The following is a 21,152-nucleotide window of genomic DNA, read 5'->3' as shown; positions in this document are numbered from 1 at the left end:
CCTAGCATCGGGGCATGTCCGACAAGGCGAGCACCAGCCGCAGCAGGCCTACCGACTCCGGCCGCAACGAGACGGAGAACGAGCGACTCGACCGCAACTGGAACGAGATGCTGCAGGAGCTGCGCGTCACCCAGACGGGCACCCAGATCCTCACCGGCTTCCTGCTGACGCTCGCCTTCCAGCCGCGGTTCGCGGACCTCGACGACTTCCAGGTGGCCGTCTACCTGGTGCTCGTCGGCCTCGCGGCCCTCAGCACGGCGCTGGGCCTCGGACCGGTCAGCCTGCACCGGGCGCTGTTCCGCAAGCGCAAGAAGGACGCGGTCGTGAAGATCGCGGACCGCCTGATGATGGGGATCCTCCTCTGCGTCGGACTGCTCGTCACCGGCGTGGTGCTGCTCATCTTCGACTTCGTGCTCGGCCGCGCCGTCGGAGTCGTCGCCGGGATCGTCACCGCGATCCTCGTGGTGCTCGTGTGGATCGCGCTGCCGTTCTCGCACCGGCCGCGGGGCGGCGGCGACTAGGCCCGCTTGCGCTTCTTCGGAGGGGCGGGGGCCTCCTCCTCCGCCGGCTCGGCAGGAGCCTCGGCCTTGTCGCCCTCGCCGCGGTCCTGGCGGTTCTTCTCGACGCTGCGGCGGAGGGCCTCCATGAGGTCGAGGACCTCGCCGCCCTCCTCCTCGCCGCCCTCGCCGAACGTGGCCTGGGTGTCGATCGCGTCGCCCTGCTCGAGCTTCGCCTCGATCAGCTTCTTCAGCTGGGCCTGGTACTCGTCCTCGAAGTCGCCGGGCGTGAAGTCGCTCTCGAAGCTCTTGACGAGCGAGGACGACATCTTGAGCTCCTTGTCGGAGATGTCGACCTTCTCGTTCAGCGACTTGAAGTTCGCCTCGCGCACCTCGTCGCCCCAGAGCAGCGTCTGCAGCACGAGCACGTCGCCGCGCACCCGCAGCGCCGCGAGCCGGGTGCGCTGGCGGATCGCGAACTTCACGATGGCGGTGCGGTCCGTCTGCTCGAGCGTCTGGCGCAGCAGCACGTAGGCCTTCGGCGAGCGCGAGTCGGGCTCCAGGTAGTAGCTGCGCTCGAACATGATGGGGTCCACCTGGTCGCTCGGCACGAACTCGACGACGTCGATCTCGCGGTTCTGCTCGACCGGCAGCGACGACAGGTCGTCCGGCGTGAGCACCACGGTGCGGTCCCCGTCGTCGTACGCCTTCTGGATGTGCGAGTACTCGACGACCTCGCCGTCGATCTCGCAGATCCGCTGATAGCGGATGCGCCCGCCGTCCTTGTCGTGGACCTGATGCATGGGAACGTCGTGGTCCTCGGTCGCGCTGTACAGCTTGACCGGCACGTTGACCAGGCCGAACGTGATCGCGCCCTTCCAGATGGACCTCATGGACCCAGTATTCCGCGTTTGATCAGGCGACGGGTAGCGTTGACATCCCGGTTCGGCAGCACCTACCGCTCGGGAGGAAAGAGGCGGGATGGCCCGGTCGAGCGGCGACACCGTCGTGGTCGACGGCCGGCGCCTGCGACTCACCAACCTCGACAAGGTGCTCTACCCCGAGACCGGCACGACGAAGGCCGAGGTCCTCGACTACTACGCGCGGGTCGCGGACGTGCTCATCCCCCACACCCGCGACCGGGCGCTCACCCGCAAGCGATGGGTGAACGGCGTCGGCACCGAGGAGAAGCCGGGCGAGGTGTTCTTCCAGAAGAACCTCGACGACGGCGCGCCGGACTGGGTGCCCCGCCGCATCCAGCACCACAAGTCGCACACGATCGAGTACCCGCTGCTCAACGACCGGGCGACGCTCGCCTGGGTGGCGCAGGTGTCGTCGCTCGAGCTGCACGTGCCGCAGTGGAAGTTCGACTCCACGGGCGCGACCCTCAACCCCGACCGGCTCGTGCTCGACCTCGATCCCGGCCCCGGAGTCGGCCTGCCGGAGTGCGCCGAGATCGCGCGCCGCATCCGGCCGATCCTCCGGGGCGTCGGGCTCGAACCGTTCCCGGTCACGAGCGGCAGCAAGGGCATCCACCTCTACGCGCACCTCGACGGGACCCGTTCGAGCGAGGAGATCTCCGCGTTCGCGCACGAGCTGGCGCGGGCGCTCGAGGCGGACGACCCGGACCTCGTGGTCAGCGACATGAAGAAGTCGCTGCGGCTCGGCAAGGTGCTCGTGGACTGGAGCCAGAACAGCGCGGCCAAGACCACGATCGCGCCCTACTCCCTCCGCGGGCGCGCGCAGCCGACGGCGGCGGCGCCCCGCACCTGGGCCGAGCTCGACGACCCGGGCCTCGCCCACCTCGGCTTCCGGGAGGTGCTGGAGCGCGTCGCCCGGGACGGCGATCTGCTCGCGGCCCTCGACCCCGCCCGGGTCCTCGAGCCGACGCCCGAGCGGATGGCGACCTTCGAGTCGACGCCGGAGGCACGGGACCGCCTCGCGACCTACCGGAGCATGCGCGACGCGTCGAAGACCCCCGAGCCGGTGCCCGCGGATCCCGCCGTCCCATCCGACGGGCGCAGCTTCGTCATCCAGGAGCACCACGCGAGACGGCTGCACTACGACTTCCGGCTCGAGAACGAGGGCGTCCTCGTGTCCTGGGCGGTGCCGAAGGGGGTCCCCGAGACGCCCGCCGAGAACCATCTCGCGGTGCACACCGAGGACCATCCGCTCGAGTACGGCACCTTCGAGGGCCGCATCCCCGCCGGCGAGTACGGCGCGGGTGAGGTCACCATCTGGGACGCGGGCACCTACGACCTCGAGAAGTGGCGGGACGACGAGGTCATCGTGACCCTGCACGGACGGCCCGACGGCCCGCTCGGCGGTCCGGTGCGGGTGGCGCTCCTGCGCACCGGACGCGGCGGCGACGAGAAGAACTGGCTGATGCACCGCATGAAGCCCGAGCACGGGCCCCGGTCGGCCTCCCCCGCGGCTCCCGCCGCCGCGCGGCCGGTCACGACGACGAGAAGGTCGCCGGCGGCGGACGTCGTCTCGGCGGCGCTCGAGCGCGGCCCCATGCTCGCGACCCTCGGCAAGCCCGGCCTGGTCGGCGGCGGCGACCGATGGGCCTACGAGATGAAGTGGGACGGCATCCGCGCGCTCGTCGAGGTGCGGGGCGGCGCCGTCCGGCTCGTCAGCCGCAACGGCAACGACCTGACCGCCGCGTACCCGGAGCTGCAGGACGTGCCCGCCGCCGTCCGCGCCGGCACCGCCCTGCTGGACGGCGAGATCGTCGCGATCGGCCGCGGCGGCAGGCCCGACTTCGGGCTGCTGCAGCAGCGCATGAACCTGGTGGGCGCGGCGGACATCGAGGGCGCACGCCGCCGCGTCCCCGTGCACCTGATGGTGTTCGACCTGCTCGAGGCGGACGGGCGCTCGCTGCTCGACGAGCCGTACGACGAGCGCCGCCGCCTCCTCGCCGAGATCGTGCGCTCGGCCGGCGTCGTGCAGGTGCCGCCGGAGTTCTCGGGTGCTGGGCGCACCGTCGACGAGGCGATGGAGGCGAGCCGGTCGCTCGGCCTCGAGGGCGTGGTCGCGAAGCGCCGTGAGTCGACCTACACACCGGGCCGGCGGTCCGGGGCCTGGGTGAAGCTCAAGCACCACAGCGCGCAGGAGGTCGTGATCGGCGGCTGGCGGCCCGGGCAGGGCGGTCGGGAGGGCACGATCGGCTCCCTCCTGCTCGGCATCCCGGAGGGCGACTCGCTGCGCTACGTCGGCAAGGTGGGCACCGGGTTCACGAGCCGCAGCCTCGCCGAGATCGCCGCACGCCTCGCCCCGCTCGAGCGCGACGAGAACCCGTTCACCGACATCCCGCGCGCCGACGCCAGGGACGCGCACTGGGTCGAGCCGCGGCTCGTCGGCGAGGTCGAGTTCGCCGAGTGGACCGGGCCCGGACGGCTGCGTCAGCCCTCCTGGCGCGGCTGGCGCGATGACAAGGGGCCAGCCGACGTCGTGCCGGAACGCCCGTGAGCCGCGGGCACCGCATCGTCGGACGCTCCGACTGGGCCTACGCCATCCGGCGCACCGGGCACTCCTTCGCGCGCGTCCGCGGCTGGGATTCCGCGGCGTCCCTCACCTTCTTCTCCGCCCTCACCGTCTTCCCCGCCGCGCTCGCCGTCATGTCGGCGCTCGCGGTCGTCGACGGCTCCCGGGCCGTCGACTTCGTCCTGCAGGTGGTCGGCGAGATCGGCACGAACGACCTCGTGGACACGATCCGCCGTCCGCTCGAGCAGTTCACGAACCTGGACAATCCGGGCGGCGCCTTCCTCGTCGGCTTCGCGCTCACGCTCTGGACCGGGTCGGCGTACACCACCGCGTTCGGGCGGACGGTGAACACGCTCTACGGCGTGCAGGAGGGGCGGCGCATCTGGAAGTTCCGGTCGCTGATGCTCGCCGTCACGCTGCTGCTCACCGTGGGCATGACGGCCGCACTGCTGCTCCTCTTCGCGACTCCGCGCGTGGCGGAGGCGGCTGCTCGGGTCGCGGGCGTCGGTGAGCCGTGGCTCACCCTCTGGAACGTCGCGCGCTGGCCGGCGCTGCTCCTGCTCGCCGCCGCGCTCATCGCCATGCTCTACTACTTCACCCCGACGGTCGACCGGGAGACGGCGCCCTGGTTCTCGGCCGGCGCCGTGCTCGCGCTCGCCGGCTGGACGCTCGGGACCGGCGGCTTCTGGCTGTACATCGTCGGCCTGGCCCACTACGACGAGCTCTACGGCTGGGTGGGCGGCGCCGTGGTGGTGCTGCTCTGGCTGTTCCTCAGCAACCTCGTGCTCGTGCTCGGCGCGGGCCTCGACGCCGAGCTCACCCGCGTGCACCACCTGAGAGCCGGCATCCCGTCCGAGTCGACCATCCGCGTGCCCATGCGCGACACGAGCCGCAACCTGGTGCTCGCCCGCTCCCTCGCGCGCGACGAGGCCGAGGGACGGGCCATCCGGGAGCAGTCCGAGGCGCTCCTGGCAGCCGGTCTGCCTCCCGTCAACCTCCCCGTTCCGCTCCAGGCCGTCCGGCGTAGGCTGAGCGCCATGAACGAACGCGACCGCCAGATCCCCGACGAAGGAGCAGTCGAAGGGGACTTCTCCACGCCGGCGGACCCCGATCTCAAGGGTCCCGGAAACGCCGACTACACCACCCCCGGCGAGCCCATCACCGACTCCGAGCACTCCGTCGAGAACGCCGAGGAGGAGCGGACCGCCCGCCAGTCCACCCCCGGCAACCCCATCGAGGAGAGCTGACGGTGCGCCTGCGACTCCTCCTCATGTCCGGTCTCGCCGCCGGCTACGTCCTCGGGGCGCGAGCCGGCCGCGAGCGCTACCTGCAGCTCAAGGAGCGCGCCGACGGCGCCTGGCACGACCCGCGCGTGACGAAGGCGCGCGAGGACGCCCTCCGCTACGCCCGCGAGCAGGCGCCCGTCCTCCGCGAGGCGGCCACCGGCGCCGCCGCGAAGACGGGTGAGGCGGCGATCGACGCCGCCTCCCGCGCCGCCCACCTCACGTCCGAGGTCGCCGAGAAGACGGTGACCACCGCGCGCGACGTCGCGGGGAAGGCGGTCAGCACCGCGCACGAGGTGACCGACAAGGTGACCGGCGCCGCGTCCGGCGTGCGCGAGCGGGTCAGCGGCACGGTGTCCGGCGTGCGCGAGCGCGTCAGCGGCACGGCGAGCGACGTGCGCGAGCGGATGTCGGGGAAGGCGAGCGATGTGCGCGAGCGGGTGTCCGGCAAGGCGAGCGACGTGCGCGAGCGCATGAGCGGCCGCGCCACCGATGTTCGCGACCGAGTCAACGACCGGGCCTCGGACGTGCGCGACCGCATGACCGGCACCGCGGACGAGATCAAGGAGCGCGGCGAGACCGCCATCCGGAGCGCCGCCGAGGCACGCGACGAGGCCCTCGCCTCGCTCGACGACGTCGACGAGCCGGAGCAGTCCGGCGTGCTCGGCTCGGACGAGGAGCCCGCGGGCACCGCCTCCGAGGTCCGCGCCGCGACGATCGGCGAGGCCGGCCCCGCCGCCGTCGACACCCCTGCAGGTGAGGGCGAGCCCACCGGCGGCGTCGCCCCCGCCGGCAAGTCCGGCTCCTCGGGGAGCTGAGCCCCGCCCTCCGCACCCTCCCCGGTGATTGAGGAGCTCGCGCAGCGAGCGTCTCGAAAATCACGCGACCGGTTCTCGAACGCGACCATCAGTGGTCCGGTCCAGAGATCGGCTCGCGGGATTTCGAGACGCCGCCTTCGGCGGCTGCTCAATCACCGGGGAAGGGCCGCCTTCGGCGGCTCCTCGATCACCGGGTGGCCGGCACCGCGCTCAGCGCTCGGCGGGGGCCGGGAACTGCTGCACGGGCGGCAGCACCGGGAGCGGCGCGATCGTGGCGGGCTGCCCCGCCAGGCGCTCGAGCGCGAGCAGGCGGGTCACCTCCTCGCGGGTGAGCAGTCCCGACTCGACGACGAGGTCGGCGACATCCCGCTGGCCGCTGAGGGCCTCCTTCGCGAGCGAGGCCGCCGCGGCGTAGCCGATGTACGGGGTGAGCGCGGTGACGATCCCGACCGACGCTCCCACCATCTGGGCGAGCCGGCGCTCGTTCGCCGTGATCCCGTCCACGCAGTTGACCCGGAGGGTGCGGCAGGCGTTCTCGAGCCAGCTGAGGCTCTGCAGCAGCGAGTGGGCGATGATCGGCTCGAACGCGTTGAGCTGGAGCTGCCCCGCCTCCGCCGCCATGGTCACGGTGACGTCGGCACCCGCGATGGAGAACGCGACCTGGTTGACGACCTCGGGGATGACCGGGTTCACCTTGCCGGGCATGATCGACGACCCGGCCTGCCGCGCGGGCAGGTTGATCTCGCCGAAGCCGGCCTGAGGGCCGGAGGAGAGCAGGCGCAGGTCGTTGCAGATCTTCGACAGCTTGATCGCCGAGCGCTTGAGCGCGCCGGACAGGGACATGAAGACCCCGGCGTCGGCGGTCGCCTCCACGAGGTCCTGGGCGGTCACGTGGTCGAAGCCGGTGATCTCGCGCAGGTGCCGGTTGACGGCGGGCCCGTAGCCCGGGTCGGCGGTGATGCCGGTCCCGATGGCCGTCGCCCCCAGGTTGTGCTCGTAGAGCAGCGGGATCGTCTCGCGCAGCCGCGAGTGGTCCTCGCCGAGCGTGACGGCGAAGCTGCGGAACTCCTGGCCGAGGGTCATGGGCACCGCATCCTGCAGCTGGGTGCGGCCCACCTTGAGGATGTGCGCGAACTCCTGCCCCTTGTAGGCGAACGCGAGGCGGAGCTGGTTCAGCTCGTCGAGGAGCTGCTCGAGGCCCATGCACAGCGCGACCTTGATCGCGGTCGGGTAGACGTCGTTGGTGGACTGGCTGCGGTTGACGTCGTCGAGCGGGTGCAGGAAGGCGTAGTCGCCCTTCGGCCGCCCGGCCAGCTCGAGGGCCCGGTTCGCGATCACCTCGTTGGCGTTCATGTTGGTGCTGGTGCCGGCACCGCCCTGCACGACCCCCACCACGAACTGCTCGTCGAGGAGCCCGGCTCGCACGTCGGCGCACGCCGCGTCGATGAGGGCCGCCTTCTCGGGCGGAAGGACGCCGAGCTCGGCGTTGGCCCGCGCCGCCGCCTGCTTCACGGCGCCGAGGGCGTGCACGAAGTGCGGGTAGACCGAGATGGGGCGCCGGGAGATCGGGAAGTTCTCGAGCGCACGCGCCGTGTGGATGCCCCAATAGGCGTCGGCGGGGACCTCGACGCTTCCCAGCGAATCGAACTCGGTGCGCACCGCTCGGGTGTCGTCGGCGTCGTCGTCCACGTTCCCGACCCTAGCGCCCCTTCCTGGCCGGAAGGCGTAGCGTGCAGGCATGACCGATCGCAGCTCCGAGCACCTGAACGAGGACGTCAGCGCCGAGGGCGCCGTGCCCGACGAGGGCCGGGGAGGGGCGGCCGGAACCCCGGTCGTCGATCCGCGCGGGATGGGCGTGCTGCCCTCGTCGCTCGTCCCGGACGAGGACGACACCGCCAACCCGATCTGAGCCGTCCGAGGATCAGTCCGGAAGGTCCGCTGCCGCCGCCCGGTACTCGCCCAGCCGGCCGTCCGCACGCTCGACGAGCAGCGCGGCGAGGGAACCGAGCCGGGGATCAGGGTCCCCCGCCTCCCGGCGGTAAGCGACGCCTCGCTCGAGCTCCTCGGCGACGGCGAGCAGGTCACGCCGCTCGCCGAGGGCGTCCTGCATCCGCTCGGCCACCGCCGCGACGGAGCCGGAACCCGGCACGAGGAGGTCCGCGTCGTAGCGGAGGCGCTTGGCCGCCTTGCGCACCTCGTGCAGCCGTCGCTCCCGCTCGCCTCCGGCGAGTCCCGTCGCGTCGGCCGCCGCCATCCGGCGCCGCATCCGCGCCAGGTCCCGCGCGAGGGCACCGCCGGTCCCTTTCGCCGAGTTCCCATCCGGCGGAGCGTCCCGGAGCGAGCGGAGATCGGCCATCAGGTCCGCGAAGGCCTCGGAGCGCAGCACCTCGGCGGCACGCGTCTTCGCCTCGGCGGTGACCGTCCGCCGGCGCTCCACGAGGTCCGAGAGGTCGACGTCCGGGAACTCGCGGGCGAGGCCGGCCAGACCGTCGAGCAGCACCTCGGCGTCGCGTGCGTCGCCGAGGGCGCCCGCGACCTCCTTGACGGCTTCCCGGAGTCGGTCCGCGGCCACGCGGCCGAACGCGGGCCGTGCCGCTGCCAGGACGCTGCGCAGCTTCCGCATGGCCACACGCAGATCGTGCAGCGCGTCGTCCTCGTCGCGGACGGTCGCGGGCGCGAGTCGCTCGATCTCGCCGACGAGCCCCTCGACCGCGGTCATGGCCCGGTTCCGGAGCGATGCCACGTCCCCTCCTCGCACGCCTGCGGCCGACGCCCCGTCAGAGGCGCAGGACCACCTTGCCACGGAGGTGGCGGCCCTCGAAGTGCCGGTACGCCGCCGCGACGTCGGCGACCGGGAACACGCTGTCGACCGGGAGGACGAGGTCGCCTGCGGCGACGAGCTCGACCGCCCGGACGAGCGCGGCCGGGTCCGGGGGCTGCTGAGGGAGGCCACTCACTCCGAGCTCGTCGGCCGCCTCCCGGTCCGCGATCGTGAGGATGCGGCGAGCGTCGACGCCGAGCTCGACGCCCGCCTCGAGCGTCTCCCGGCCGTGCAGGTCGAGCACCGCGGTGACCGCCGACGGAGCCAGCCGGCGGACGCGCTCCCCCAGCCCCGGTCCGTAGGGGACGGGGAGAACGCCGAGCGACTCGAGGAATCGGGCGTTCGCCTCACCCGCGGTGCCGAGCACGACCGCGCCCGCGATCCGCGCGAGCTGCGCCGTCACGACGCCGACGCCGCCGGCGGCCGCGCTCACGAGGACCACGTCGCCGGGCCCGATGCCGGCGGCGCGGACGAGATCGGCGGCGGTCCGGGCGGAGAGGTCGAGTGCTCCGGCGACCTCGACCGCCATCCCGGGCGGTCGCCGCACCACGTCGGCCGCGGGGACGCGGACCACGTCGGACTGTGCGCGGAAATTGGCGTGCCCGAGGACCGAGTCGCCGGGCGCCCAGCCCGCCACGCCGTCGCCGACCTCCTCGACCACACCGGTGAAGTCGCTGCCGTTGCCGGCGGGGAAGCGCACACCGCCGGCAACGCCGCTGCGGCGCTTGGTGTCGTAGACGTTGAGGCCGGCGGCCTCGACGCGGACCCGGAGCCGCCCCTCAGGGGTCGGCGCGTCGTCGACCGGCTCGTAGTGCAGCACCTCCGGCCCCCCGTATCGGGAGAAGCGGACGGCCCGCAGCTCGGTCATCCGCCGTGCAGCGCCGGGACGATCAGGTAGACGCCGATCAGCACGACGATGCCGCTGAGCGCGAAGCAGACGATGCCGGCGGCAGTCGCCGACTTGGGCCGGGTCGGGGAGCTGACGTCGTCGGTCTCGTCGTCGCGCGCGGGTGCGACGCTGGCGGAGCCCCTCGGCGGGACCGCGAGCAGCTTGATGCCCGTCGCGAACAGCGTCACCGTGATCGAGGCCGCGAGGATCGAGGCGACGAGGACGATGACGAGGGCGAGCCAGTCGATGGTCATGCGCTCTGGCTCCTCGACTTCGACCGGTCCTTCTTGATCTTGACGGCCTGACCCGCGGCGTTGACCTCTTTCTCGAGGCTCGCGCTGTCGACGCGGTCGTGCCTGCTGAGCACGAAGATGCCGATGATGAAGGCCAGACCGAGGATCGCGTCGATGACGATGCCGACCGTCCCGAGATGCGCGAGGAACGCGGCGACGGCGCCGACGGCAGCAGCGGCGGGCAGGGTGAGCAGCCAGCCGACCAGGATGCGCCGCGCGGTGCCCCAGCGGACCGACGAGCCCCGGCGACCGAGGCCGGAGCCGATCACGGATCCGGACGCGACCTGGGTCGTCGAGAGGGCGAAGCCGAGGTGGCTCGAGGCGAGGATCGTCGCCGCCGTGCTCGTCTCCGCCGCGAAGCCCTGAGCCGGCTTCACCGCGGTGAGGCCCGTGCCCATCGTGCGGATGATGCGCCAGCCGCCCGAGTAGGTGCCGATCGCGATCGCGAGGGCGCAGGACGCGATGACCCAGAACTGCGGACCGGAGCCCGAGTCCTGCAGGTTCGCCGCGATGAGGGCGAGCGTGATGACACCCATCGTCTTCTGCGCGTCGTTGGTGCCGTGCGCGAGGGCGACGAGGGAGGAGGAGAAGATCTGGCCGTAGCGGAAGACTCCGCGCCCGTCGGGCCGGCCGTCGTGGCGACGCGTGATCGAGTACGCGATGCGGGTCGCCGTGAACGCCGTGAGGCCCGCGATGAGCGGCGCGAACAGCGCCGGCAGGATCACCTTGGAGACGACGACGCCGAAGTCGATGGCACCGAGGCCGGCGCCGACGATCGCCGCGCCGATCAGGCCGCCGAAGAGCGCGTGGCTCGACGACGACGGCAGGCCGAAGTACCAGGTGGTCAGATTCCAGACGATCGCCCCGATGAGGCCCGCGAAGATGAAGTCGGGCGTGATCTGGAGGCCGCCCTCACCCTCTCGGATCATCCCTCCGGAGATCGTCTTCGCGACCTCGGTGGAGAGGAAGGCGCCGATGAGGTTGAGGACCGCGGCGAGGGCGACGGCCGTCTTCGGCTTCAGCGCACCGGTCGCGATGGGCGTCGCCATCGCATTCGCGGTGTCGTGGAAGCCGTTGGTGAAGTCGAAGAACAGCGCGAGCGCGATGACGAGGACGACGATGAGGGTCAGGTCCACGGCAGGCACCCCCGTGCGTCGTCGGTCCCGGTGAGCACGGCACGACTCTAGCGTTGATTCGCGTTCCCCCCGCGTTCACCTCGCGTTCAGTGCCCCACCGGCGTACGTTCTCCCCATGAGCGAGCGGATCGACACCCCGGCCGACGGCGTGGAGCCGGACGGCGTCGAGAAGACCGACCCCACCCCGGAGCAGCAGGCCCGGGAGGCCGCGGAGGCGGAGCGCGACAGCGCGTACAACGACCCGCTGGGCGGCCTCCCCATCGCCTGACCTTCAGGAGGCGCTCAGCCTCCCCCCTGCCCTCGCGGCTACCGTCGAAGGCGGGAGGTGTGAGCGTGGACGTTGGAACGCTCGCCCTTCGCTATGTGCCGTTCCTCGCGATGCTCGCCGTCGCGACGATCGTGGTGCTCGACGCACGCGTGCGCGTGAAGCGGCCGGGTCGTGCGCGCTGGAGCGCGCCCCTGCAGCTGCTCCTCGCGCTCGGGATGCTCGTGCTCGCGATGGTCGCGATCGTCGTGTCGCCCGAGGTCGGGCTGGTGGAGGCGGCAGAGGGCGGTGCGTCCCTCGGCACCCTGTCGGGAACGCTGACGGCGTTCTCCGGAGCCGGCGCGCTCGCGCTCGTCACCCTCCTCTGCGGGCTCGCCTGGCCGGCGACTCCGCATCCGCGCCGCGGGCTGACGGCCTGCGCGGTGGTCGTCGACCTTCTCGCCGTCGTGATGACCGGGATGCAGGCCGCCGCCTAGGAGTTCGGGACCGTCTCGCCGGTGTCGGTGTCGGTGTCGCCGGTGCCGATGTCGCCCGGGGGCACGCGGTCACCGCGTGGACCGAACCGATCACCCCGGTCTCCGGGGAACCCGGAGGATGCCGAGGCGGCGGTTCCCGCGCCGAACACATACCCGGCGGCGAATCCGCTGCCCGCGATCAGCAGGGCGGCGAGGGCGGCCGCGACCCAGAGCACCCACGGCCGCCGCCAGCGCTGCCCTCGGCGCGGCGGCGCGGCATCCGCCTGGCCCACGTCCTGCGCCGGTTGTGCCGCCGCCTGCTGCTGCGGCTCCGCGCCGGGCGCGGAGGCGGCGTCCTTCTCCTGCTCGGGGCTCGTCGTCGACATGGTGGAACCTTCCTTCTCGTCGGATTCCCAATGTCGGGCCTGCGCCTCGGTGTCAACCATGGTGATGCCAAGAACCGCATGAGCATCCCCGGAAGTAGGCTCGGGGACATGACCGAGAGCACCGTTCCCAGCAACTCCGGGCCCCAGGACGACGACAAGCTCGACCAGGAGAACGAGGGACTCGTCAACGACGAGCTCGAGGAGCACGGACTGCCGCCGCTGCCCGAGGCCGAGCCGGCCGACGGCAACGCTCCCGCCGCCTGATCCGTGGGCTCCTCCGACAGCGGCCGCGTGGACGACGCGCTCGCGAGCTGGATGACGCGCCAGCGCTGGTACTCGGGAAAGGGCGGCGGCGCCGACCTGCGCGAGGTCGGCCGCTGGCGAGTCGCCACCGATGAGCCGGGCACGAGCGCCGAGGTGCTGCTCGTCGAGGAGCGCGGTGCCGGTGCCCTCTACCAGGTGCCCCTCGTGCGCCGGGAGGCCGGAGCCGACGGCCGCTCCCCGCTCGCTCCAGGAGACGACCGGTACGACGGAACGGCCGACCCGGCGTTCGTCCGCGCGCTCTTCGAGCTCGTCACCCGCGGCGGAACGGCCGACGGCGGCAGCGTGGAGGCCACCGGCGAACCCGCCGCGGGCTCCGGCGGGCGGTACCGCTCGTCCCGCGTGCTGAGCGGCGAGCAGTCGAACACGTCGATCATCGTCGACACCGAGGACGACGCGGGAAGCCCGGCGGCCCCGGTGATCGTCAAGGTCTTCCGCGCCCTGCATCCGGGCGACAACCCCGACGTGGTGCTGCAGACCGCCATCGCAGCCGCCGGCTCCGACCGGGTCCCCCGCTCGGTGGGCGCCCTGCGCGGCGTCTGGGGCGACGGCCTGCGCGGGCACCTCGCGTTCGCGCAGGAGTTCCTGCCCGGCACCCAGGACGCCTGGCGGGTCGCCACGGCGGCGGTCGACGCCGGCGAGGACTTCGCCGAGCGCGCACGGCGGCTCGGCGACGCGACCGCCGAGGTGCACGCCGTCCTCGCCGAGGCACTGCCCACCGTCGAAGCGGACGAGGAGCGCACCGCCGCGCTGCTCGCCTCCATGCGCTCCCGGCTGGCCGCCGCGGTCGAGGTCGTCGACGGCCTCGGCGACCGCGCCGAGGCCATCGACGCGGTGTTCGACGCCGCCGCTGCCGAGCCGTGGCCGCGCCTCCAGCGGGTGCACGGCGACTACCACCTCGGCCAGGTCCTTCTCGTGCCGGACCGGGGCTGGGTGCTGCTCGACTTCGAGGGCGAGCCGCTGCGTCCGATGGAGGAGCGCTCGCAGCCCGACCTCGCCCTCCGCGACGTCGCCGGCATGCTCCGCTCGTTCGACTACGCGGCGGGAGCGTCGCGTGAGGCGAACCCCGGCGAGGAGCACGCGGCGGCCACCGAGCGCTGGGCTCAGGAGGCGCGCGCCGCGTTCCTCGAAGGCTACGAGGCCCGCTCGGGCGAGCCCCTCGCCCGGCACGAGCGGCTGCTCGCGGCCCTCGAGCTCGACAAGGCGCTCTACGAGGCCGTGTACGAGGCTCGCAACCGCCCAGACTGGCTGCCCATCCCGTCCGCCGCGATCGCTCGGCTCGCCGGATGAGCACGCCGCCCGTCGCCGACCGCCGGCCCACCCCACGCACGCACCACGGCCACACCTTCGAGGACCCCTACGAGTGGCTCCGCGCCAAGGACGACCCCGAGGTGATCGCCCATCTCGAGGCCGAGAACGCCCACACGGACGCGACCCTCGCCCCGCTCGAGCCGCTCCGCGAGCGCATCTTCACCGAGATCTCGTCGCGCATCCTGCAGACCGACCTGTCGGTGCCCGTCCGCGAGGGCCGGTGGTGGTACTACACCCGCAGCGTCGAGGGGAAGCAGTACGGCATCTCCTGCCGGGCGCCCGTGACCGACCCCGCCGACTGGACGCCGCCCGTGCTCGAGCCCGGCACCCCGGTCGAGGGCGAGCAGGTGCTGCTCGACTCGAACGAGGAGGCCGAGGGGCACGACTTCTTCTCGCTCGGCACCTTCGACGTCTCCGCCGACGGCGGGCTGCTCGCCTACGCGGTCGACACGGTCGGCGACGAGCGGTACACGCTGCGGATGCGCGACCTCGCGACCGGCGAGAACCTGCCCGACGCGGTCGAGGGCACCGCACCCGGCGCCGTCCTCTCCCCCGACGGCCGGCACGTCTTCTACACGACGGTCGACGAGGCCTGGCGGCCCGACACGGTGTGGCGGCACGAGATCGGCGGCAGCGGCGATGACGCGATCGTCTTCCGGGAGCCGGACGAGCGGTACTGGGTCGGCATCGGCCTCAGCCGGTCCCTCCGCTACCTGACGCTGGAGCTCGAGTCGAAGATCACCTCCGAGGTGTGGCTGCTGCCCGCCGAGGACCCGACGGGCGAGTTCCGCGTCGTCTGGCCGCGCCGGGAGGGCGTCGAGTACTCCGTGTCGCACGCCGTCCTCGGCGGCGAGGACCGGCTCCTCGTGCTGCACAACGAGGGCGCCACCAACTTCGAGCTCGTCTCCGTTGCGGCCGAGGATCCTCAGGGGCCCCGCGAGACCGTGCTCGCCCACAACCCGGACGTGCGGCTCGAGGGCGTCAGCTCCTTCGCGCGGCACGTCGCGGTGTCCTTCCGCCGCTCCGGACTCGCCCGCGTCGGGCTGCTCGCCTTGCCCGGGCTCGCCGCGCCCGAGTCGGCCGGACCGGGCCTCCTGCGCGAGATCGACTTCGGCGAGCCGCTGTTCACCGCGGGCCTCGGCGGCAACCCCGAGTGGGACCAGCCGACCCTGCGCATCGGCTACGGCTCGTTCGTGACGCCGTCGACCGTGTTCGACTACGACGTCGAGTCGGGGTCGCTGCGGCTCCGCAAGCGGCAGCCCGTGCTCGGCGGCTACGACCCCACCGACTACGACCAGCGCCGTGTGTGGGCGCGCGCCGGCGACGGGGCGCTCATCCCGATCTCCCTCGTGGCGCGGCGGGAGGCGTTCGACCGCCCCGACACGGCAGGTCCGCCGCCGGTGCTGCTCTACGGCTACGGCTCGTACGAGGCGAGCATGGATCCCGCGTTCTCCCCGTCCCGGCTGTCGCTGCTCGATCGAGGAGTCGTCTACGCCGTCGCCCACGTGCGCGGCGGCGGCGAGCTCGGCCGCGAGTGGTACGAGCAGGGCCGGCTCCTCGCCAAGCGCACCACGTTCACCGACTTCGTCGCGGCTGCCGACCACCTGATCCGGGAGGGCTACGCGTCCCCTGACCGGCTCGTCGCCGAGGGCGGCAGCGCGGGCGGCCTGCTCATGGGCGCGGTGGCGAACCTCGCGCCGGACCGCTTCGCCGGCATCCTCGCCAGCGTGCCGTTCGTCGACCCGCTCACCTCCATCCTCGACCCGAGCCTGCCGCTCACCGTGATCGAGTGGGACGAGTGGGGCGATCCGCTCCACGACCCCGAGGTGTACGAGTACATGCGCTCCTACTCCCCCTACGAGAACGTGACGGAGCAGCAGTACCCGCGCATCCTCGCGATGACGAGCCTGCACGACACGCGCGTCCTCTACGTGGAGCCGGCGAAGTGGGTGGCCCGCCTCCGCGAGGTGGGGGCCCCGGTCCTGCTGAAGACGGAGATGAGCGCGGGACACGGCGGCGTCAGCGGCCGCTACTCGGCCTGGCGCGAGCGCGCCTTCGAGCTCGCCTGGATCCTCGACGTGCTGGGGCTCGCCGACGCCTAGCCCGCCCGCCGTCCGCCGCGCTCGCGCGGGTCGTGCGGACAACTTGCGCCGGTAGACCGTCGCAAGTTGTCCGCCTGACCCGCAGATCCGGGCACCCTCCCCACGCGTCGAAGCGTCCGTCGGCTTCACCGAGTGGTGGATCGCGTCCCAGGGACGGCCGGCTCGCACCAGGGTGCCGTCATGCATCCCTCGACGGCCGCCAGTTGGAACCTCATCATCGCCGCGTCGGTGCGTGCGACCGGGGAGGACACCCGCCGGTATCGGCGCGAGGCGGAGCGCGGCAGCCTTGTTCGGCTGCGACGCGGCGTCTACATGGAGACCGGGATCTGGAACGCTCTGACGGAGCGTGAGCGGCAGGTGCAGCGACTGCGCGCGTATGCCGCGATCACTCACGAGCCGCCGGTGTTCTGCCATCAGTCCGCCGCCCTGCTGCACGACCTGCCGCTCCTCACCCCGCCGAGCCGGCTTCACGTGGTCACCCGTTCGGCCGCGGGCGGCCGGTCCGAGGGCGATGTCCGCAAGCACCTCGTGAGCCTGAGCGAGCACGACGTGCTCGAGCTCGACGGCCTGCTGACAGTGTCCGCACCGATCGCCGTCGCGCTGCTCGCGGCCGACCTCCCGTTCCGCGAGGCGGTCGTGGTGGCCGACGGCCTCCTCCGGCGCGACCCGCGACTCGCCGGCGACATGGTCGCGCGGACCCTCCCCGGGGTGCGCGCGTACCGGAAGGCGGCGCGAGTGCTGAACTTCGCCTCACCGCTCGCGGAATCGCCCGGGGAGTCGCTGAGCCGCGCCCTCATCTCCGAGCTCGGTCTGCCCGCTCCCGTTCTTCAGCACCCCTTCTTCGATCGGCGCGGACGCATCGGAGTCGTCGACTTCTGGTGGCCCGAGCACAATCTGATCGGTGAGTTCGACGGACGGGTCAAGTACAGCGGCGGCTACGGCCCCGCCCACGAGGTCCTGTGGAACGAGAAGAAGCGCGAGGACCGTCTTCGCGCCGTCGGCCCGAGCGTCACCCGATGGACGTGGGAGCTCCTGGCCTCACCAGCTCGTCTGCTCGCACAGCTCACTGCGGCGGGGTTGCCGCGCCCCGCGGGTCGTGCGGACAAGTTGCAACGGTAGACCGTCGCAATTTGTCCGTATGACCCGCGGGAGCGGGTGGGCTAGCGGCGGGCGCCGTCGATCGCGTCGTCGAGGATCGACATGAGGGCCTGCAGCTGGACGGACACCTCGGCCTGCACCTCGGCGTCGCTGCCGTCGAGGGCGCGGGCCGCGAGGCCTGCCTTGCTGTCGATCAGCTCGGCGATCTTCGAGTCGATCGTGTGCGCGGCGATGATGCGCCACGCGGTGACCGGCATCTCCTGGCCGATGCGGTGCACGCGGTCGATCGCCTGCTGCTGCTCGGCGGCCGTCCAGGACAGCTCGGCGAGCACCACGTCGGACGCGGCCTGCAGGTTGAGGCCGACGCCGGCCGCGGTGAGCGAGCAGACGGCGGCCTGCACCTCCGGGTCGTTCTGGAACGCGTCGATCTCGCGCTGGCGCTGAGCGGCCGACTGGTCGCCGCGGATCGAGACGGTGCGGATGTCCCGCTTCGCGAGCGTCTGCTCCGCCTGGTCCATCACGTCGATGTGCTTCGCGAAGAACACGACCTTGCCGACCGACCGGGCGAGCTGCGCGGCGTAGTCGGCGGCGAGGGCGGCCTTCGCCTGGCCGATCTTGCGGACCATCGTGAAGACGTTCTCGCCGGACTTCGCGGCCTTCGACTCCTCGAGCTCCGCCTGCGCGACGAGGCGCACGACGTCGGCGCGCTCGGCGCGGGACACCGACTTCGGGTCGACGCCGCGGTTGCCGAGGACGGCGCGGTAGCGCGCGAGCAGACGCTGGCCGAGCTCGCGCTCCGCCTGGCGGATCGAGCGCCCCAGGTCGTCGTCGAGCTCGACGGGCAGGTCGACGACGCGCTTCGCGGGCAGGTCGGCGGCGACGTCCACCTTGCGGCGGCGGACGATGCCGAGGTCGACGACCGTCTTGCGCGCTGCCGGGAAGAACCCGAAGTCGGCGGGCGTCAGCCCGTTCTCCTCGAGCTGGGACAGCAGGATCGGGCGCGGGCCCTTCTCATCGATCCAGCCGAGGAACTGCCAGATCGCGCGGAAGTCCTCGACCGTGTTGATGAGCGGCGTTCCCGTGAGGGCGATCATCAGCGGGTCGCGGTTGCGCTCGCGGAGGCTCTTGGCGAGCGCGAGCACGTTGCGGGACCGCTGCGACGTGAGGTTCTTGATGAAGTGGGCCTCGTCGACGACCATGCCCTTGAAGCCGTAGTTCTTCAGCCAGCCCATGTGCCGGTCGAGCACCTCGTAGTTGACGACCACCACGTCGGCGAAGGCGTCCAGGTCGTCGCCGTCGCCGTGGATCACGGTGGCGCGGCGGGACGGAGTCCACAGCTCGACCTCCCGCGCCCAGTTCATCTTCACGACGTTGGGCACGACCGCGAGCAGCGGGTACGCGCTGGCGACGTTCGCCGCGATGAGGCTCTGTGCGGTCTTGCCGAGGCCCGGCTCGTCGGCGAGCAGGAAGGTGCGGTGCCCGCGGCGGACGGCCTCGAGGAACTTCGACTGGTGCGGCATGAGCTCGGTGCCGGACGGCGCGACGCGGTCGCGCTCGGCGGGCTCGGGCAGCTCCATCGTCGCCGCGCCGGCGCCGGTGCCGTACTCGAAGCTCTTGAACAGCGGACCGAGCAGCTCCCAGTTGGCGAGCCGACGGGCGGGAGCGGGCGGCGCGAAGGCGGCCGCGTCGAAGTCGGGCGCGAGGAACGGGTTCGCCAGCTGGCGACGCCGCACGGCGTCCGGCACGACCTGGCGCTCGGCGGCGTCCGCCTCCTCGGCGGGAGCGGGCGGCGGCGGCGTCTCCTCCTCCACCTCGATGCCGGCGTCCTCGAGCATGCGCCGGCGCATCGATCGGGCGGCGTCACTGCCCGGCTTGTCGCTCTCGAGCAGCGCGATGAGGGACGTGTCGCGGGCGGCCGTCTTGGCGAGGATCGTCGCGACGCCGTCGAGCCGCTTGAGGGTCTCGGCGCGGTCGGGGTCCGAAAGGCTCGCCTCCGCCTTGGCGCGCTGGCGCTCCTCGCGCACGAGCAGCGCGATGACCTGGAACTTGGTGCGGTTGGCAGGGCTCAGCGGGCCCCGCTGCGCGGCGCCCTCCACCTCGCGCACGGCACGGGCGAGCACGGGGAGAAGCCCCTCGTTGTCGCCTCGTCCACCGCGCACACGGATGGCCTGCGCCTGGCTCGATCGAGCCATCGTCCTCCTTGGATCGGATCCCCGGGACCGCCGGAGACGGCCTCGGTCAGCCGGACGTGAGCGGAGTCGCACACGCCGACCGGGAGTGTCCCGTCGCGGGCCGGGCGCCCCGGATCGGGGTCTTTCCGCGCAGAAGTCGGGATTCCGGAACCTATTCTAGCGCGGAAGCGGCCCTGAGCGGCGCAGGCTCACACCGCGGCGAGGTCGTCCGTGGTCGGCCCCTCGATCCGGGTGCCGTCGGGGCGGTAGCGGGACGCGTGCAGCGGGCAGTCCCACGACAGCTCCTGGTCGTTCCAGCGGACGATGCCGCCGAGATGACGGCAGACGGCGCTGACCTCGCGGGTGACGCCGTCCACGGTGCAGACGGCGACCGGTCTGCCGCCGACGGAGCGGACCTCGCCCTGCCCCTCGGCCGGCGGCTGGGCGGCGCCGGTCGTCCTGAGTGCGCCCGTCCAGCCCCGGACGAAGTCGGCGCCGACCTCCGCGTTGGTGGCCGCGCCGAGCGCCATGCTGCGTGGCCGGGTGACCCGACGGCCGAGCGTCCTCGCCCAGGGGATGTGCCCGCCGAGCAGCTCGCCGGAGAGCCGCAGTCCTGCGGCGACGGCGTTCGTCATCCCCCACTTGTCGAAGCCGGTGGCGAGGAACACGCGTCCCCGCGAGCGGGGCAGCCAGCCGACGAAGGGGATGAGGTTCGCCGACCGGTAGTCCTGCGCCGACCAGGCGTGCGTCCGCTCCGCCCCCGGGAAGCAGCCCGACGTCCACATCTCGAGATCGGCGACGAGGTCGCGCGGATGGGGGTGGTGCCCGACCCGGTGCCCGTTGCCGCCGACGAGCAGCAGCTGGCCCGCGTCCTCGCCGAGGCCGTCGGCGGGCACGACGGGGATGCTCCGCAGCGTGCGCTTCGGCTCGTCGGTGGAGAGGTACATGCCGAAGTCGTCCGGCAGCGTCCCGGGCGAAACGCGGAAGGAGAGGGCGTAGGAGCGGGAGTGGCTGAGCTTCGCGAAGTAGAGGCCCCGGTCGAGGAACGGGATGCCGGTCGCGAGGACCACCCGCTCGGCGGTGACGTCCCCGGCGTCGGTGTGCACCAGGCACCGGCGGTCGGGCGCGGTCACGGCTCGGACCCGGTGCGCCCGCACGCCCTCCACGAGGGTGCCGCCGCGCCCGCGGAAGTCCGCGGCGAGCGCGGTGAGCACGTCGAGCGGGTCGAACTGCGCCTGATCCCGCAGCCGCACGGCGCCGTAGGTGGGGAACGGGAGGTCGAGGTCGCGCACCTTCTCGACGGGCAGGCCGAGCCGGAAGGCGGCGGAGAGCTCGTCGTCGACCGCCCGCACGCCGTCCGCGGAGCCCGCATAGGTGTACGCATCACGGCGCTGGTACGGCACCCCGTGGTCGTCGAGGTACCGCAGCAGCCACTCGAAGCCCTCGCGGTTGCCCTCGACGTACGCCTTGCCGACCCGGGTGGAGGTGTGCCGGAGCATCTGCTGGTACTTGACGCCTTGCAGGAGGCTCAGCTTCGCCGTCGTGTTGCCGCTCGTGACGGCGCCGATGTGCTCCGCCTCGACGATGGCGACCCGCCGGCCGGCGCGGACGAGGAGCAGCGCGGTGACGAGCCCGGTGAGGCCCGCGCCGATCACGATCTCGTCGTAGGGGGCGCCCGGCGCGAAGTCGGAGGCGGGATACGTGGCCCCGTCCTCGCCGGCCCTGCTCCGACGGTCCAGCCACAGCGACGTCATGTCCTCACGCTAGCCCGCGCGGCTCGTGCCGCCCAGTGCCCGGGAAACGGGTGCGGCGCCCGTGGC

At 72.7% G+C, this 21,152-nt stretch carries 20 protein-coding genes; 11 read left to right on the top strand and 9 right to left on the bottom strand.

Features of this window, described 5'->3' with window-relative positions:
- Positions 1-14 precede the first annotated feature (14 nt).
- The gene (locus J3P36_RS13745; protein ID WP_210508776.1) at positions 15-521 is read left to right on the top strand and encodes a DUF6328 family protein; all 507 of its coding nucleotides are present in this window, start codon (positions 15-17) and stop codon (positions 519-521) included.
- Here the strand turns inward: J3P36_RS13745 and J3P36_RS13740 are convergent.
- Positions 518-1,390 carry a Ku protein gene (locus J3P36_RS13740; protein ID WP_210508775.1) on the bottom strand — a complete coding sequence of 291 codons (873 nt, stop codon included), beginning with the start codon at positions 1,388-1,390 and terminating at the stop codon, positions 518-520. The genes J3P36_RS13745 and J3P36_RS13740 overlap by 4 nt on opposite strands.
- Before the next feature lie 88 nt (positions 1,391-1,478).
- Here J3P36_RS13740 and J3P36_RS13735 point away from each other — a divergent pair, with 88 nt between their 5' ends.
- The 3 genes from J3P36_RS13735 to J3P36_RS13725 are packed head-to-tail and all read left to right on the top strand — an operon-like array spanning position 1,479 to position 6,084.
- Complete coding sequence (locus J3P36_RS13735) at positions 1,479-3,968, top strand: ATP-dependent DNA ligase (protein ID WP_210508773.1); 2,490 nt, start codon at positions 1,479-1,481, stop codon at positions 3,966-3,968.
- Positions 3,965-5,230 (top strand): YihY/virulence factor BrkB family protein, encoded by a 1,266-nt coding sequence (locus J3P36_RS13730; RefSeq protein WP_210508772.1) that lies wholly within the window; start codon positions 3,965-3,967, stop codon positions 5,228-5,230. The genes J3P36_RS13735 and J3P36_RS13730 overlap by 4 nt, the downstream gene beginning before the upstream one ends.
- 2 nt (positions 5,231-5,232) lie before the next feature.
- A complete protein-coding gene (locus J3P36_RS13725; protein WP_210508771.1) occupies positions 5,233-6,084 on the top strand; it encodes an apolipoprotein A1/A4/E family protein in 852 nt (283 codons plus the stop codon).
- Between the two features lie 210 nt (positions 6,085-6,294).
- Here the strand turns inward: J3P36_RS13725 and J3P36_RS13720 are convergent, their stop codons facing one another.
- Positions 6,295-7,773: an aspartate ammonia-lyase gene (locus J3P36_RS13720; RefSeq protein WP_307807103.1), complete on the bottom strand. Its 1,479-nt coding sequence runs from the start codon at positions 7,771-7,773 to the stop codon at positions 6,295-6,297.
- Positions 7,774-7,822: 49 nt separating this feature from the next.
- On the opposite strand from J3P36_RS13720, the gene J3P36_RS13715 reads away from it, so the two are divergent.
- Positions 7,823-7,993, top strand: a complete 171-nt coding sequence (locus J3P36_RS13715; RefSeq protein ID WP_210508769.1) for a hypothetical protein — start codon at positions 7,823-7,825, stop codon at positions 7,991-7,993.
- 12 nt (positions 7,994-8,005) lie between these two features.
- On the opposite strand, the gene J3P36_RS13710 is transcribed toward J3P36_RS13715, so the two are convergent.
- Genes J3P36_RS13710 through J3P36_RS13695 form a run of 4 tightly spaced genes read right to left on the bottom strand, consistent with a single transcriptional unit; the run spans position 8,006 to position 11,223 of the window.
- The gene (locus tag J3P36_RS13710) at positions 8,006-8,827 is read right to left on the bottom strand and encodes a CHAD domain-containing protein (protein WP_210508768.1); all 822 of its coding nucleotides are present in this window, start codon (positions 8,825-8,827) and stop codon (positions 8,006-8,008) included.
- A gap of 34 nt (positions 8,828-8,861) precedes the next feature.
- Positions 8,862-9,773 (bottom strand): NADP-dependent oxidoreductase, encoded by a 912-nt coding sequence (locus J3P36_RS13705; RefSeq protein WP_210508767.1) that lies wholly within the window; start codon positions 9,771-9,773, stop codon positions 8,862-8,864.
- Positions 9,770-10,048: a hypothetical protein gene (locus J3P36_RS13700; protein ID WP_210508765.1), complete on the bottom strand. Its 279-nt coding sequence runs from the start codon at positions 10,046-10,048 to the stop codon at positions 9,770-9,772. Before J3P36_RS13700 ends, J3P36_RS13705 begins: the two co-directional genes overlap by 4 nt.
- The gene (locus J3P36_RS13695) at positions 10,045-11,223 is read right to left on the bottom strand and encodes an inorganic phosphate transporter (RefSeq protein ID WP_210508763.1); all 1,179 of its coding nucleotides are present in this window, start codon (positions 11,221-11,223) and stop codon (positions 10,045-10,047) included. Before J3P36_RS13695 ends, J3P36_RS13700 begins: the two co-directional genes overlap by 4 nt.
- A gap of 115 nt (positions 11,224-11,338) precedes the next feature.
- Here J3P36_RS13695 and J3P36_RS13690 point away from each other — a divergent pair, with 115 nt between their 5' ends.
- Positions 11,339-11,491: a hypothetical protein gene (locus J3P36_RS13690; RefSeq protein WP_210508761.1), complete on the top strand. Its 153-nt coding sequence runs from the start codon at positions 11,339-11,341 to the stop codon at positions 11,489-11,491.
- Between the two features lie 59 nt (positions 11,492-11,550).
- The gene (locus J3P36_RS13685; protein ID WP_210508760.1) at positions 11,551-11,964 is read left to right on the top strand and encodes a hypothetical protein; all 414 of its coding nucleotides are present in this window, start codon (positions 11,551-11,553) and stop codon (positions 11,962-11,964) included.
- Here the strand turns inward: J3P36_RS13685 and J3P36_RS13680 are convergent.
- Entirely contained in the window at positions 11,961-12,329 is a 369-nt protein-coding gene (locus J3P36_RS13680) for a hypothetical protein (protein WP_210508759.1), read from the bottom strand. The two genes, J3P36_RS13685 and J3P36_RS13680, sit on opposite strands and share 4 nt — an antisense overlap.
- 108 nt (positions 12,330-12,437) lie before the next feature.
- Here J3P36_RS13680 and J3P36_RS13675 point away from each other — a divergent pair, with 108 nt between their 5' ends.
- The 4 genes from J3P36_RS13675 (at position 12,438) to J3P36_RS13660 (ending at position 17,182) form a co-directional block, all read left to right on the top strand.
- Positions 12,438-12,593: a hypothetical protein gene (locus J3P36_RS13675; protein WP_210508758.1), complete on the top strand. Its 156-nt coding sequence runs from the start codon at positions 12,438-12,440 to the stop codon at positions 12,591-12,593.
- Between the two features lie 27 nt (positions 12,594-12,620).
- Positions 12,621-13,940, top strand: coding sequence for an aminoglycoside phosphotransferase (locus tag J3P36_RS13670; protein WP_307807102.1), 1,320 nt, complete (start codon positions 12,621-12,623; stop codon positions 13,938-13,940).
- On the top strand, positions 13,937-16,063 hold the full coding sequence (locus tag J3P36_RS13665; protein ID WP_210508757.1) for a S9 family peptidase: 2,127 nt from the start codon (positions 13,937-13,939) through the stop codon (positions 16,061-16,063). Before J3P36_RS13670 ends, J3P36_RS13665 begins: the two co-directional genes overlap by 4 nt.
- A gap of 180 nt (positions 16,064-16,243) precedes the next feature.
- Positions 16,244-17,182: a hypothetical protein gene (locus J3P36_RS13660; protein ID WP_210508756.1), complete on the top strand. Its 939-nt coding sequence runs from the start codon at positions 16,244-16,246 to the stop codon at positions 17,180-17,182.
- Positions 17,183-17,223: 41 nt separating this feature from the next.
- On the opposite strand, the gene J3P36_RS13655 is transcribed toward J3P36_RS13660, so the two are convergent.
- Positions 17,224-19,353: a DEAD/DEAH box helicase gene (locus J3P36_RS13655; protein WP_210508755.1), complete on the bottom strand. Its 2,130-nt coding sequence runs from the start codon at positions 19,351-19,353 to the stop codon at positions 17,224-17,226.
- 188 nt (positions 19,354-19,541) lie between these two features.
- The gene (locus tag J3P36_RS13650; protein WP_210508754.1) at positions 19,542-21,086 is read right to left on the bottom strand and encodes an FAD-dependent oxidoreductase; all 1,545 of its coding nucleotides are present in this window, start codon (positions 21,084-21,086) and stop codon (positions 19,542-19,544) included.
- Positions 21,087-21,152 lie beyond the last annotated feature (66 nt).

It is taken from the genome of Naasia sp. SYSU D00057 (assembly GCF_017916505.1).
Lineage (GTDB): Bacteria > Actinomycetota > Actinomycetes > Actinomycetales > Microbacteriaceae > Naasia.
The sequence above is the reverse complement of the archived record's forward strand: the minus strand, read 5'-3'. Positions and strand labels throughout refer to the sequence as shown.

What these genes read in the sequence shown, in the direction of transcription:
- J3P36_RS13665 (WP_210508757.1), top strand. Translation starts at nt 13,937, where the DNA reads ATGAGCACGCCGCCCGTCGCCGACCGCCGGCCCACCCCACGCACGCAC.
- J3P36_RS13690 (WP_210508761.1), top strand. Translation starts at nt 11,339, where the DNA reads ATGAGCGAGCGGATCGACACCCCGGCCGACGGCGTGGAGCCGGACGGC.
- J3P36_RS13700 (WP_210508765.1), bottom strand. Translation starts at nt 10,048, where the DNA reads ATGACCATCGACTGGCTCGCCCTCGTCATCGTCCTCGTCGCCTCGATC.
- J3P36_RS13715 (WP_210508769.1), top strand. Translation starts at nt 7,823, where the DNA reads ATGACCGATCGCAGCTCCGAGCACCTGAACGAGGACGTCAGCGCCGAG.
- J3P36_RS13680 (WP_210508759.1), bottom strand. Translation starts at nt 12,329, where the DNA reads ATGTCGACGACGAGCCCCGAGCAGGAGAAGGACGCCGCCTCCGCGCCC.
- J3P36_RS13740 (WP_210508775.1), bottom strand. Translation starts at nt 1,390, where the DNA reads ATGAGGTCCATCTGGAAGGGCGCGATCACGTTCGGCCTGGTCAACGTG.
- J3P36_RS13675 (WP_210508758.1), top strand. Translation starts at nt 12,438, where the DNA reads ATGACCGAGAGCACCGTTCCCAGCAACTCCGGGCCCCAGGACGACGAC.
- J3P36_RS13655 (WP_210508755.1), bottom strand. Translation starts at nt 19,353, where the DNA reads ATGGCTCGATCGAGCCAGGCGCAGGCCATCCGTGTGCGCGGTGGACGA.
- J3P36_RS13735 (WP_210508773.1), top strand. Translation starts at nt 1,479, where the DNA reads ATGGCCCGGTCGAGCGGCGACACCGTCGTGGTCGACGGCCGGCGCCTG.
- J3P36_RS13660 (WP_210508756.1), top strand. Translation starts at nt 16,244, where the DNA reads ATGCATCCCTCGACGGCCGCCAGTTGGAACCTCATCATCGCCGCGTCG.
- J3P36_RS13745 (WP_210508776.1), top strand. Translation starts at nt 15, where the DNA reads ATGTCCGACAAGGCGAGCACCAGCCGCAGCAGGCCTACCGACTCCGGC.
- J3P36_RS13705 (WP_210508767.1), bottom strand. Translation starts at nt 9,773, where the DNA reads ATGACCGAGCTGCGGGCCGTCCGCTTCTCCCGATACGGGGGGCCGGAG.
- J3P36_RS13650 (WP_210508754.1), bottom strand. Translation starts at nt 21,086, where the DNA reads ATGACGTCGCTGTGGCTGGACCGTCGGAGCAGGGCCGGCGAGGACGGG.